Raw genomic sequence first — 14,126 nt, 5'->3', positions numbered from 1 at the left:
GCGCAGTAGGTGTGACGAGGCAGAGCCGATACAGTAAAGGCAATGAATACATCTGAAGCCGGCTCCGAGCACGGTCGGACGCATCCGCTTGATCGTCGCGCGAACGCGATACTGCGAACCGCGACGATTATTTTGACGTGCCTCGGCGTGGTGACGATGGTGGTCTTCACGCTGTTCGACCATCCGCATCGGGCGGTGGTTGTGCTGATTGTGATGTTGTATGCCTTTGCTGTAACGCGGGCGATATGGCCGACTCCTGTGTGGTTCGGCTCGCGTCGCCGCTTCTTCGACGTCGCGTTGTACGCCGGTTTGGCGAGCGCCATCTGGTTCCTCTCGCCCTTTACTGCGACCGTCGCCAGCTAGGTGTGGCGAGCTCCGCCAGTCGGATTCCTTCGCCACTGAAAGCTCGGGTTCTGCAGCCCTGGCCAGCTAGATTTGATGTGCCCCGTCGGCTCACTTCTGCAACTGTCTCCAGCTCAGGCCCAGCATCCCTCGGCAAAATCTTTGCCTGCCCAGGCCCTGCACTCATCGTCACAATCTTCGCTTGTCAAAGCCCTGCATCCCTCGCCAGAAATCACACCAGCCCGGGTGCCACGCGCGAAGCCGGCCATCGAGAGCAAAAATCTGCCAGAGTGCTGAAAGATATCTCGATATCGAGTAATCTTCTTTTTAGGTGAACCACATCACCGCGCGCGCTGCAGATGGCGTGCTGATTGCGAAGATCTGAAGACCGTAAGGAGCAGTCCGACAATGTCAACCATTAAGGTACAAGGACCAATCGTCGAACTTGACGGCGATGAAATGACACGGATCATCTGGCAATTCATCAAAGATCGCCTCATCCACCCGTACTTGGACGTCGACTTGCGCTACTACGACCTGTCGATCCAGAACCGCGATGCCACCGACGACCAGGTGACGATCGATGCAGCGCACGCTATCCAGGAACACGGTGTCGGCGTCAAATGCGCCACCATCACTCCTGACGAGGCGCGTGTCGAAGAATTCGGTTTGAAGAAGATGTGGCGTTCTCCCAACGGCACGATTCGCAACATCCTCGGTGGCGTCATTTTCCGCGAACCCATCATCATCTCGAACGTTCCGCGCCTTGTTCCTGGATGGACCAAGCCAATCGTTGTGGGACGTCACGCATTTGGCGATCAGTACCGCGCAACAGACTTCAAGATCCCCTCGGCCGGCACGGTCACGATTACCTTTACCCCTGAAGACGGATCTGAGCCCATCGAACATGAGGTCGTCAAGGTGCCCGAGGGTGGCGGCGTTGCCATGGGCATGTACAACTTCAACGAATCGATTGCCGACTTTGCGCGCGCCTCATTCGCATACGGACTGCAGCGCGGATACCCCGTCTACCTGTCAACGAAGAACACCATTTTGAAGGCCTACGATGGGGCATTCAAAGACATCTTCCAGGACATTTTCGACCACGAATTCAAGGCCGAGTTTGAAAAAGCAGGACTGACGTACGAGCACCGTCTGATCGACGACATGGTCGCCTCGTCACTGAAATGGGAAGGCGGATACATCTGGGCGTGTAAGAACTATGACGGAGACGTCCAATCCGACACCGTTGCACAGGGATTCGGCTCCCTGGGCCTCATGACGTCAGTTCTGCTCACCCCAGATGGCAAGACGATGGAGGCCGAGGCCGCTCACGGAACAGTCACGCGCCACTACCGTCAGCATCAGGCTGGCAAGCCGACTTCCACCAACCCGATTGCCTCGATTTTCGCGTGGACCCGAGGCCTGGCACACCGCGGCAAGCTGGACTCAACGCCGGAAGTGACCGAGTTTGCGCAGACCCTTGAAGACGTCGTCATCAAGACTGTCGAGGGCGGCCAAATGACGAAGGATCTGGCACGACTGATCGGACCGGATCAGCAGTGGTTGACAACGGAAGAGTTCCTGACAGCTCTGGACGAAAACTTGCAGGCGCGATTGCAGTAGCTCGTAGCTGTTACCTGAAGGAGCGGCGCAGTGTCCACAGCAGATGCTGCGCCGCTCTTTCATGCGGTGTGTCGATGTACGCGGCGGCCTGTCGTGTAGGTGTGCATAGTCGGTGTCCTGTGCTGGTGTGCATAGTCGGTGTCCTGTGCTGGTGTGCATAGTCGGTGCACTCGCGCGCAGTCCTCGTCTACTACGCATTGTTGGCGCCCTCCCATATACTCACCTGTCGATCTGATGCGAGACCACTCCTCCCATCCCCGTCACTTACACAACTGTCGATCTGATGCGAGACCATTCCACCCATCCCCTCCACTTACACAACTGTCGATCTGGGCGGCTGAACTGGTAACTCTTTTTCAGGCGAACCGCTCTGAACTGCATCGATGGTGATGAAAGCTGATCAGGTCACCCTCGTACCTCGTCCTGATCGACAGAAGGGGGCGAAGAGGGCGAAGAGGGCAAAGAGAAGGAGAGGGGTGAAAAGGGCAACGGCGTGAGGGGGCAGGGGAATGAAGAGGGGCGAGGGGGGGAAAGTGAGGGGGAAAGAAACGGGCGAAGGGAGGAACGCGTGTCGCAATGGTGAAGCGAGAATTCACTGGCGCCGCGTTGGCCGTCACTGACACGATGAGCGGGCAATTGCGAGATGCCCCATCGGGCCAATTGACGGTAGTCTAGTTACGGGCATGCTGAACTTCGTGACCTGCGAGGCCAGCAACGCAGATGCACCGGTACGATTTTGGAGGAACTTCATGTCGACTGAGCCAACCAGCACCGAGGCAATGACCCTCGATAATTCGTCGAATACGCATGATCCCAATACGCCGCAGGTCGACACAGATCCTGATGCTCCGCGAATCGGCGTCCTCACGTCTGGTGGTGACGCTCCAGGAATGAACGGAGCCGTGCGCGCCGTTGTTCGCAGCTGCCTGGCCCGCGGGGCGCACCCCTACGCCATTATGGAAGGGTGGGCAGGTGCTGTCAGCGGCGGAGACGCCATCAAGGAAATGGGATGGTCAGACGCGTCAGGCATCCTCGCTGAAGGCGGAACCATCATCGGCACAGCACGGTGCGACGAATTCCGCGAGTACGAGGGGCGCCACCGCGCAGTCCTGAACCTTGTCAGGAACGGAATCGACCGGCTCGTCACCATCGGCGGCGACGGCTCCCTGTCAGGCTCAGAAGAATTTCAGGACGAGTGGCCCCAACACATCCGTGAGCTTCGCGACGAGGGGGAAATCAGCGATGAGGACGCCCGCCGCCATGAGTACCTTCGGGTGGTCGGCCTGGTTGGATCCATCGACAACGACCTGGTCGGCACAGATATGACGATCGGTGCGGACACCGCGCTGCACCGCATCATCGACGCCATCGACCACATATCCTCCACCGCGGCATCGCACCAACGTACCTTCATCATCGAAGTAATGGGCAGGCATTGCGGGTACCTCCCGCTCATGTCGGCAGTGGCAGGCGGCGCGGATTATGTATTCACGCCGGAAAACCCGGCAGGCCCCGGCTGGCAGGAAGACATGTGCTCCAAGCTCCTCGCAGGACGTGCAGCCGGACGACGCGAATCGATGATCCTCGTCGCAGAAGGAGCCACCGACCAAGACGGCGAACCAATCACCACGCAAAACGTGGCCGACGCGTTACGTGAAGGAACAGGCGAAGACCCCCGCATCACAATCCCGGGCCACACTCAGCGAGGCGGATCACCCTCGGCATACGACCGTTGGATGTCGACACTGCTCGGATACGCAGCCGTCCAGGAACTTGTGAAAGCAGGCGACGATTTTTCCCCATGTGTGCTGGGCGTGCGCCACAATCGCGTCACTCGTATTCCGCTCACCAGAGCAATTAAACGCACACGCTCCGTCAAAGCGATGATCGCGGCTGGCGACTACACGGCAGCGCAGCAGGCGCGAGGTTCCTCGTTCTCAACCATGCTGGAAGTCAATGAGATACTGTCAGCGCCTCCGGTTGACATCACGATTGCAGACGACGCGAAACGAGTCGCGATCCTGCATGTCGGCGGACTGGCACCTGGTATGAACACTGCAGCTCGCGCAGCGGTTCGTCTGGGTATCGCACGAGGCTGGCGGATGCTGGGCGTTGACGGATCATGGTCAGGCCTGATGGATGGGAGAGTCCGCGATCTCACGTGGTCTGACGTAGAAGGCTGGGCCTTCCACGGTGGAGCGGAGCTGGGCACTCGCCGCGCGATTCCGACAGTGGAACAGTTCTATGAGATTGGCCGTGCAATCGAACGCAACCGCATCGACGCCCTCGTCATTATCGGAGGACTGAACGCGTACCTGGCAGTCCAACATATGACTGCTGAGCGGGTACGATACCCAGCGTTCAAGATTCCGATGATCCTGGTGCCGGCCTCAATTGACAACAATCTTCCCGGCGCGGAGCTGTCTATTGGTGCTGACACCGCGCTGAACAATGCTGTGTGGGCGCTGGACCGTATCAAGGAATCGGCTGCCGCGTCGAGGCGCTGCTTTGTTGCCGAGACGATGGGCAGGCGTTGCGGCTACCTCACCCTCATGGCCGCGATGGCGACCGGCGCCGAATACGCCTACATCCATGAGCGCAATTTCGACTTGGCCGATCTGGACAAGGACGCCAAGCGCATGCGCAGAGCGTTCGAAGAAGGTCGGCGCCTGTTCCTGGTGGTTGTCAATGAAGAAGTGTCCGCGCATTATGACCGAGAATTCCTCGCCTCAGTGTTCGAAGCTGAAGGTCAAGGGCTTTTCGACGTGCGTGACTCCGCCCTCGGCCATCTGCAGCAGGGAGGAGCACCGACTCCCTTTGACCGACTGCTCGCCACAAGGCTCGTGTATTACGCATTGAAGCACCTGGCTGAACAGTTTGATGCTGATGACCACCGCGCGGTCTATATCGGGATGATTGAAAACGACATTGAGGCGCGGCCGGTAGAATCAATGTCAGCTGATTTGGACTCTGAGAACCGCAGGCCAATTGACCAGTGGTGGCTTGAATTGCTGCCCGTGCTGTCTGCCGTATCCTTGGAGCATTCAGATACACCACTGGCCGACGTGTCGATCTCGCTGGCTGAGCCTGTTCCAGCTGATGGCGAGTGAGCGCTGCGGCACTGTGACCCAGACATACGCTCTATGAAGGAGGACGCAATGGGGATGGAAGCTCCCGTTAATCCGACAACAACCTCAGCTTGGGGACAACTCGACGAGTTGGCAGAAGTCTTTGTTCCTGACTTGCGCGGATGGTTCGAGAGCGAGCCGAACCGTGCCCAGCAGTGGACGCGACGCGTGGGTGACCTGCACGTGGATCTGTCGAAGAACCTCATCACCTCCGACGTTCTGGAGCGCCTCCTTGAGCTGGCGCAGCAGTGCAACGTGGGGGAGCGGCGCGACGCCATGCTGCGCGGCGAGCACATCAACGTCACCGAGGACCGCGCAGTGCTGCACACCGCCCTGCGCCGCGCACCCGATGACGTTTTGGAAGTTGACGGTGTCAACGTGGTCAAGGATGTGCGCGCAGAACTCAAGAAGATCTACGCCTTCGCGGACAAGGTTCGTGCAGGAAAGTGGTTGGGCGCCAGCGGAAAACCGTTGACGACAATTGTCAACGTCGGCATCGGCGGATCCGATCTCGGTCCCGTCATGGCATACGAGGCGCTCAAGCCGTACGTCCAGGATGGCATCGAATGCCGCTTCATCTCCAACATCGACCCGACCGATGCGGGAGAAACAACGAAGGACCTTGACCCTGAGACCACGCTGATCATCGTGGCCTCGAAGACATTCACAACCCTTGAGACAATCACGAACGCCAAGGTCGTGCGTCAATGGCTGCTGTCCGGGTTGCGCGAACGCGGCATCATTGCCGAGGGTGGCTCTGCCGAATCGGCGGGCGCCGCTGGTGAGCAGAGCGCCGGAACGGTGAGTGAAAGAGAAGCGATCTCGCGCCACTTCGTTGCGGTGTCGACTGCTCTGGACAAGGTCGAAGAATTCGGCATCGATCCTGCCAACGCGTTTGGATTCTGGAACTGGGTCGGCGGGCGCTATTCGGTGGACTCCGCGGTTGGTACGTCCCTTGTGGTGGCAATTGGTCCGGAACGCTTCGAGGAATTCCTCACCGGTATGCGCACGGTTGACCAGCACTTCGCGACCGCCAAACCTGAAGACAACGTACCCCTGCTGATGGGTCTGCTCAACGTGTGGTACGGCAACTTCCTGGGTGCTGACACTCACGCGGTTTTGCCATATTCACAGTATCTGCACCGTTTCCCTGCTTACCTGCAGCAGCTCACGATGGAGTCCAACGGCAAATCAGTGCGCTATGACGGGGCTCGGGTGGACTACGACACGGGTGAAATCTTCTGGGGTGAGCCTGGCACGAATGGTCAGCATGCTTTCTACCAGTTGATTCATCAGGGGACCCGCATGGTGCCGAGCGACTTCATCGCATTCGCCAACCCGACGTGGAATCTGCGCGACGAATGTGCCGGTGAGAATGGTGCCGATATGCATGAATTGTTCCTGTCGAACTTCTTCGCTCAAACTCAGGCACTGGCGTTTGGCAAGACTGCTGAGGAGGTACGCGCGGAAGGCACTCCCGAGGAAATCGTGCCGGCACGCATCTTCGGTGGAAACCGTCCGACCACGTCGATCATGGCACCCAGCCTGACACCGTCAGTTCTGGGGCAGTTGATAGCTCTGTACGAGCACATCACCTTTGTCCAGGGCGCGATCTGGGGGATTGACTCCTTCGATCAGTGGGGTGTGGAGCTTGGTAAAGTGCTCGCCCGCGGCCTGATGCCTGCCATTACCGGCGATGAGGACGTCTTGGCGTCGGTGGACTCTTCGACTCGCGCGCTGATCGAGTACTACCGCGCCTACCGGCGGGACTAAGCAACCGATGGGTAAGCCGACGGGGTGACTCAGCGCCGTATATCTGAATGCTTGCCAGTGGCTGCAGGAACTGAGATAGTTCCTGCAGCCACTTTTGTGTGCGGTGAGCTAACGACGGTGTAGCTCATGGTAGGACTCGGGCGCTTCAGTACGAAGATTCTAAGTGCCGACATTCGGTCGCGGTCGGCATTTATAAGAGAGGTAGAAACTCTGTGGACGACATGGTAAGAAAAACATACACACCGGCACATAAGTCGGTGCAGATAAAATCTCAACAACACGGCAGTAGGCCAAGGATGTTCCCCGAGTTCTGACATCCTAGAGGGGGAATCTCAAGAAAGCCGAAATGGAGGCAAACGTCGAGGGATGGAGTCCGTGATGATTGTCGGGTTTATTGTGGCTGTAGTTCTAATCCTTCTGATCGCCGCCGCAGCGGTGGTTGCGCGGCGAAAAATGCCGAGCAACCGGACCGACTACTTCACCGCCAAGTACGGCGGTTCAATCGACCGCATGTTAAGAGAATCTCCCGTTGATAAAGACTCACTGCGCCTCATCCGCGACACCGATAAACGCGGCGAAATCAGGGCAACGCGGGCCCTCATCAAGCAAGATCCTGTCCCGCTTGAAGTTGCAGTGGAGTTTATCCGCCGCCTGTAAACGACGCGAAGGGTACTTCCCGCCAGTAAACGTGTGGCCGCCCCGGAAGGGGCGGATGCCTTCTCCGATGGCTCAAACTGCGGAGCGCCTGACGGCCCAAGCCCCGCGGCGCGGGCATGCTGTACGAATCACCGTGAGCACGCCCGTGCATCTACCGCGCTCACCGTGTTCCGGCAGCTACGTGCTCCGACAGTTAGTTGTATCGGAACGCGTCGGTTGACAGGCGAATCTCATCCGCATCATCACCTGAACCAGCAGACTGTGAGTCATCAGAGTCACCCTCGTCGTCCTCGTCCATTACGGCGAGGGCGTCGAGGAACTCTTCATGCGAATCTGAACGCTCGAACGCAAAGCGAGCCAAAGCCTCCGGCGACGTCGTCTTCTCCAAATCAACAAGCGCCTGGTCAACATCGAAGTCGGCCTGAGGCCACGACGGATTGATGTCGATAAGCGTGCGGCGCAGAATCTCTGAAACCGCCAATCGCGCATACCACTTGCGATCAGCGGGGACAACATACCACGGTGCGTCATCAGTGGAGGTCCGCGAAATCACTTCCTGATACGCCTGCTGATATTGCGACCACTCATTGCGCACCACCAGGTCGCCAGTCGAGAACTTCCAGTGCTTGTCACGACGGTCGAGGCGCTCACGCAGCCGCTCCCCCTGCTCTTCAAAAGAAATCGCAAGGAAAATCTTGATGATATGAATACCCTTTTCCAGGGTGCGCTTTTCGAAACGCCTGATGGCGCGGTAGCGATCTCGAAGGGTCTTGTCGTCGACGACCCATGAGCGCCCATGCTCATCATCGTGACCCACCAGTTTTTGCGCCGTCGGCACCAAGACATCCTCATAGTGGGAGCGGTCAAACACGCCAATCATTCCAGGTTCGGGAAGCTCGCGGCGAATGCGCCACAGAAAATGGTGCTTGAGTTCTTCTTTCGTGGGGGCTTTGAACGCCGCCAGGGACACGCCCTGCGGGTCCACCAACCCCATCACATGCCGCACAATGCCGCCCTTACCGGCGGTATCAAGCCCTTGGAGGACGATCAACACTGCTTCAGAGCTGCCGTTATCGCTGTGAGCCTGCGCAAAGAGTCGTTCCTGCAGCTCGGCCAGATCAGTTGCCTGATCTTCCATAGCTTTCTGGCCGTCCTTCTTACCCTCGTCCCAGCCGGGAGTCTTGTCACGGTAAATGGTTGCCAAATCCAGCTCTCCGTGAACGGCAAGCAGTTTGCGCGGATCAGTTGTCCAGCCTCGCTGCCGGGAAGAATCCATCGTCGAGGCACGTGTAGGCACGGCATCTGCTCGGTCGGCGCGCTTCTTTTTCTTCTTCGAACCCATGGGTGACATTTTAGTGACGAGGGCGACTCTTTTACACCTTAGAAACGCCTGTAAACGCGGAAAAGATCGACCGTTTTGCACAGAGTCGTCGCAAACTTGGGACTGCTTTCCCTAGTAAAGGACAAAATTGCGCCGTAGGCTTGTCATGAGAGCTCGGAGCACGGATCCGGGCCGGAACGCGAACCCTACCGGGAACGCTCGATCATTCAATCAAGGAGTTCCACATCATGGCTCAACCCAAAATCGTCACCGTAACCGGTGCCGCTGGAAACATTGGATACGCGCTGCTTTTCCGCATCGCATCAGGCGCAATTTTCGGACCCGACGTTCCAGTCAAGCTTCATCTGCTGGAGATCCCTCAGGCTGTCAAGGCAGCTGAAGGCACAGCCATGGAGCTCGACGACTGCGCATTCCCGCTGCTGGCCGGCGTCGACATTTTCGATGACGCCACCAAGGCATTCGAGGGAACCAGCGTTGGCCTGCTCGTGGGTGCACGCCCGCGTTCGAAGGGCATGGAGCGCGCTGACCTGCTTGAAGCCAATGCCGGAATCTTCGGACCTCAGGGTGCCGCAATCAACGCTGGCGCAGCCGATGATGTGCGCGTCCTGGTCGTGGGCAACCCCGCCAACACGAACGCCGTGATCGCAGCCAACGCTGCGCCCGATGTGCCAGCCGACCGCTTCACCTCCATGATGCGTCTGGATCACAACCGCGCCATCAGCCAACTGGCCCACAAGACCGGTGCAGCTGTCAGCGACATCAAGAACATTGTTGTGTGGGGCAACCACTCGGCCGACCAGTACCCGGATGTCTCCTACGCCACCGTTGACGGAAAGCCGGCCACCGACCTGGTTGACGAAAAGTGGCTCGACGAGGAATTCCGCCCTGTCGTTGCCAAACGTGGCGCCGCCATCATCGCCGCACGTGGCGCGTCCTCAGCGGCATCAGCAGCCAACGCCGCGATCGACCACATGCACACCTGGATCCACGGCACGCCCGAAGGTGAATGGGTCACCGCTGGTGTCCATTCAGATGGCTCGCACTACGACGTTCCTGAAGGCTTCTCCTTCGGCTTCCCGGTGCGCGCAGTGAACGGCGAATACCAGATCGTTGAAGGCCTCGAAATCTCCGAAGCCACCCGCGCCGGCATCGACCACAACATCAAGGCTCTGCAGGAAGAATACGACGCAGTGAAAGCCCTCGGCTTCATCAAGTAGTTCTCGCCAGCAGGACAGTCCAGAAGAACGCTGGAACGCCCTCCCTGACTTGCTCCACGAGCAATAATCAGGAAGCGTGTCCAGCGTTCTTTTTGTGCTGTGACTGGCATACTTGAATATGAATGCGCCATCCCTGTTTTCAGAGATAGAGTTTGTTATCACTTCAACGATGCAGTGTGGAAACAATATCGAAAGGATTCAAATGATTGGGTTCCTCATAGCGACTGCCACGACCGTGGTTGTGGCGTATCTGATTTTTCACCGTTATCATCCGCAGACCGTCCTGATTTTTTCCGGTCTATTTATGCTGCTTTGTGCTATTCCACTGTCAATGAAACCATTGATGGATGAAGACCAGACCACTGGCTCGGCGTTCCTGGATGTCTTCGACCAGATCACTCAGACGTTCGGGAATCTAGGTGCCAAGCTCGGTCTGATCATCATGGCGGTCGGCGGTTTCTCGCTGGTCATGGACCGAGTCGGTGCATCATCAGCACTGGTCGCCATCGCAACCAAACCGCTCCAGAAGATCAACAAGCCCTACGTTGTTCTTGCCTCCACCTACATCCTGGCTCAGACACTGTGCTTGATCATTCCATCGGCAGCTGGCCTGGCGATGCTGCTGATGGTGACCGTCTATCCGCTCCTGCGATCCCTGGGAATCTCGAAACTGTCTGCCACGGGCGTCATCGCGACCGGCAGCTGTCTGGACCTTGGCCCTGCTTCCTCAAACGCCAATATGGCGGCCCAGACGTCCGGCATGACCGTCCAAGAATATTTTATTCAATACCAGCTGCCCGTCGCACTGGTGGTCGTCGCATCGGTGTTCATCCTCCATTACTTCGTCCAGCAGTACTTCGACCGCAAGGCCGGAACTACTCCCGACAAAGCAGACTGGGATGAAATCAAGGCTGAGCTCGCAGGTATTAAAAGGTCCTCGGGCGGAAAGTCGGCCCTGGCACAACGCGCTGCAAATGGTGGGTCCGACACCGCCGCCAAGACCAAGGCGGACACCAAGGAAGCTGAACGTGTCGACAAGCCGACCCCGAAGGCATACGCGCTCCTTCCATTTACGCCACTGGTCCTGCTCATTGTTTTCTCGCCTTTCGTGATTACCAGCATCAAAATGAACGTGGCAACTGCCATGATTATTTCCGGAATGCTCGCCGTTATTTGCGAAATGATTCGCTACCGTTCATTCCAACGCGGCGCGGACGCTTTCTCCGTTTTCTTCGAGGGCATGGGTCGCCAATTCGTCAACATCGTGACACTCATTGTCGGCGGCCAGATGTTTGCTGCCGGTTTGACCCAGCTCGGGTTTATTTCGTTCGTTATTGATGGCGCCGAGCGATTCAATATGGGGGCAATTCCGATCACCATCATCATGACGTTGGTGATCTTCCTGTCAGCGGTCCTGATGGGCTCCGGCAACGCACCGTGGTTCGCGTTCTCAGAACTTATCCCCGACATTGCCAAACCCCTGGGCGTTGACACCGTGTTCCTGGCTCAGCCAATGGAACTGGCATCAGGCATCGGTCGCTCCATGTCGCCTATCGCGGGCGTCGTGATTGCAGTTGCCGGACTTGGTGATGTCAGCCCGGTCGACCTCGTCAAACGAACAATCCCCGTCATGATCCCCGCTTACGTGATCATGGTCACCTCGTCGATCGTGTGGGATTACCTGCTTCGAGTTCTCATTTAAGGAGGAAACATGGCTCTTTTACCAATGCAGATCGCTGAAACACTCACATCGAATGTCGACGCCATGACCGATGACCTGGTCCAGTGGCGCCGCGACTTCCACGCACATCCTGAACTCGGATTCCTCGAGTATCGCACCACGTCGATCATCGTCCAGCATCTGCGCGAGTGGGGCTATGAGGTCCTGCAGGGAAAGGACGCGTGCCTGTCTGAGGAGCGAATGGGACTGCCCAGCTCCGAAGAAGATGAGGCCGCAATTGCCCGAGCGATTGACGAGGGTGCCGACGCCGACTTTGTTCACTCGATTGCCGGAGGACACACAGGTACTGTGGCAATTCTCCGTAATGGGGACGGCCCCACTGTCGGCATGCGCTTCGACATTGACGCGCTGCCGCTGCAGGAATCCTCAGAAAAGGGGTATTACCCAGCGGATGAGGGTTTTAACTCCATTCACGCCTCCACCATGCATGCGTGTGGACACGACGCTCACATCACGATGGGGCTGGGTGTTGCCCGCACAATGGCACAGATGAAGGACTCCTGGTCAGGAACGCTGAAGATTTTGTTTCAGCCCGCTGAAGAAGGCGTTCGCGGAGCGAAATCGATGGTGGCCGCCGGCCATGTCGATGACGTCGACGTCATGTTCGCGCAACACGTATGGCCACACGACTTCGAAGAATCCGACTACGCGCCCGGATCCGGCGGGGCTCTGGCCACCACGAAGTACGACGTGAATCTGAAAGGACTGGCAGCCCACGCTTCAGGCGCGCCGCAAAAAGGCAAGAACACCATTCTCGCCGCGTGCACCGCAGTGTTGAACCTATATGCGATTTCGCGCCACTCAGAAGGGGCGACCCGCGTGAGTGTCGGCAAGATCGTTGCCGGCGATACCCGCAATATTGTCGCAGATCATACACACTTTGAGATGGAAGTTCGCGGTTCAACGACCGAGATCAACGAGTACATGGAGCACCGAGCCCGCACCGTGATCGAAGCGGCTGCACGGATGTATGAGTGCGACTACGAGATCGTGCGCATGGGAGAGGCCATCTCCCTGGATTCCGATCCGGACCTGATGGACCGAATCGCTGAAGCTGGCGAGTTGGTGGGCGTACGCGCCAATGACCCGAAGTGGGTGGAAATGACCGCTTCCGAAGACTACGCATTCATGATGAAGCGAGTCCAGGACAACGGCGGAAAGGCCTCATTGCTGCTGATCTTCACTCCGTCGAAGGGCGGCCTGCACTCCGTCGAGTTCACGGTGGATGAAGCTGTCCTGCCCAAAGGAGTGCGCGTCATCAGCGCAGCCGCCATCGCGGAAATGCCAGCCGCACACTGACCGAGTTCACATCGTTATGGCGCCGAGTGGTCGCATGCATGCGACCACTCGGCGCACACCACGTATCAGAAGCGGTGGACTGGATTAGGCCGGAGTGCCTGTGAATCATTACCCTTAGGACTATGGAACATGATTCGACAGTGCCCCCCTCGACAATCGACAAGCTTGTCATCACCCTTTCCTGCCCGGACCAGCCAGGAATTGTTCACGCAGCCTCCGGCATCATGAGCGACATCGGCGGCAACATTATCCAGTCGCAGCAATTCGGTGACCCGGATACCGGCCTGTTCTTCATGCGAATGGAAGCTGAATCACCTGTTGGTCGAGGTCCTGTCGAAGAAGGCCTGACACGAATCGCCGACAAGTTCAACGCCTCCTGGCGCGTCGACCAGTTGGGGCGACCGCTCCGCACCGTCATTATGGTTTCGCGCGAAGGGCACTGTCTCACGGACCTGCTCTATCGGCAGCGCTCTCAAGGTCTGCCTATCGAAGTGGTTGCAGTTGTCGGTAACCACCCTGACCTCGCGCCGGTCGCACAGTTCTACGGCGTCCCCTTTCTCAGTATTCCGGTCACCAAGGATTCAAAAGCGCGCGCCGAGGCAGAACTTCTTGACCTCATCAAGTCCGAGCAGGTTGAATTGGTCGTCCTGGCCCGCTATATGCAGATCCTGTCTGATTCGGTATGCCGTGAAATGGCCGGACGAGTCATCAATATTCACCACTCATTCCTGCCTTCGTTCAAAGGCGCGCGCCCATACGCCCAGGCTCACGAACGCGGCGTCAAACTCATCGGCGCAACCGCGCACTACGTTACAGCCGACCTGGACGAAGGGCCGATCATCGAGCAGGACGTCACGCGAGTCACGCACGCCGATTCCACCCGCGACATGGTGGAGCTGGGGCAGGATGTTGAACGCCGAGTCCTCGCGCAGGCAGTGCGTTGGCATGCTGAACGCCGTGTCCTGATGAACGGCAACCGAACCGTCGTATTCTCCCGCTAG

At 58.1% G+C, this 14,126-nt stretch carries 10 protein-coding genes; 9 read left to right on the top strand and 1 reads right to left on the bottom strand.

Annotation, left to right across the window (positions count from 1 at the left end; genetic code table 11):
- Window positions 1-42 precede the first annotated feature (42 nt).
- The 5 genes from BN3002_RS06010 (at window position 43) to BN3002_RS05990 (ending at window position 7,526) form a co-directional block, all read left to right on the top strand.
- Complete coding sequence (locus tag BN3002_RS06010) at window positions 43-363, top strand: DUF3017 domain-containing protein (protein WP_058237106.1); 321 nt, start codon at window positions 43-45, stop codon at window positions 361-363.
- Window positions 364-750: 387 nt separating this feature from the next.
- Complete coding sequence (locus BN3002_RS06005) at window positions 751-1,968, top strand: NADP-dependent isocitrate dehydrogenase (protein WP_058237105.1); 1,218 nt, start codon at window positions 751-753, stop codon at window positions 1,966-1,968.
- Between the two features lie 749 nt (window positions 1,969-2,717).
- A complete protein-coding gene (locus BN3002_RS06000; RefSeq protein WP_257525510.1) occupies window positions 2,718-5,078 on the top strand; it encodes a 6-phosphofructokinase in 2,361 nt (786 codons plus the stop codon).
- A 48-nt stretch (window positions 5,079-5,126) separates the two neighbouring features.
- Window positions 5,127-6,869, top strand: coding sequence for a glucose-6-phosphate isomerase (pgi, locus tag BN3002_RS05995; RefSeq protein ID WP_058237104.1), 1,743 nt, complete (start codon window positions 5,127-5,129; stop codon window positions 6,867-6,869).
- 378 nt (window positions 6,870-7,247) lie between these two features.
- On the top strand, window positions 7,248-7,526 hold the full coding sequence (locus tag BN3002_RS05990; protein WP_154955707.1) for a hypothetical protein: 279 nt from the start codon (window positions 7,248-7,250) through the stop codon (window positions 7,524-7,526).
- Between the two features lie 193 nt (window positions 7,527-7,719).
- Here BN3002_RS05990 and BN3002_RS05985 read toward each other — a convergent pair whose 3' ends face one another.
- Complete coding sequence (locus BN3002_RS05985; RefSeq protein WP_257525506.1) at window positions 7,720-8,877, bottom strand: PPK2 family polyphosphate kinase; 1,158 nt, start codon at window positions 8,875-8,877, stop codon at window positions 7,720-7,722.
- Window positions 8,878-9,095: 218 nt separating this feature from the next.
- On the opposite strand from BN3002_RS05985, the gene BN3002_RS05980 reads away from it, so the two are divergent.
- From BN3002_RS05980 to purU, 4 genes are all read left to right on the top strand, one after another.
- Complete coding sequence (locus BN3002_RS05980; protein ID WP_058237102.1) at window positions 9,096-10,085, top strand: malate dehydrogenase; 990 nt, start codon at window positions 9,096-9,098, stop codon at window positions 10,083-10,085.
- 118 nt (window positions 10,086-10,203) lie between these two features.
- The gene (gene dcuC, locus BN3002_RS05975) at window positions 10,204-11,787 is read left to right on the top strand and encodes a C4-dicarboxylate transporter DcuC (RefSeq protein WP_082628562.1); all 1,584 of its coding nucleotides are present in this window, start codon (window positions 10,204-10,206) and stop codon (window positions 11,785-11,787) included.
- A 9-nt stretch (window positions 11,788-11,796) separates the two neighbouring features.
- Window positions 11,797-13,125, top strand: coding sequence for an amidohydrolase (locus tag BN3002_RS05970; protein WP_058237100.1), 1,329 nt, complete (start codon window positions 11,797-11,799; stop codon window positions 13,123-13,125).
- A 122-nt stretch (window positions 13,126-13,247) separates the two neighbouring features.
- Window positions 13,248-14,126: a formyltetrahydrofolate deformylase gene (purU, locus tag BN3002_RS05965; RefSeq protein ID WP_058237099.1), complete on the top strand. Its 879-nt coding sequence runs from the start codon at window positions 13,248-13,250 to the stop codon at window positions 14,124-14,126.

Origin of the sequence: Actinomyces ihuae, from assembly GCF_001457875.1 — a bacterium.
In the GTDB taxonomy this organism is placed as follows: Bacteria; Actinomycetota; Actinomycetes; order Actinomycetales; family Actinomycetaceae; genus Pauljensenia; species Pauljensenia radingae_A.
This window is presented reverse-complemented; position numbering and strand designations above follow the sequence as displayed.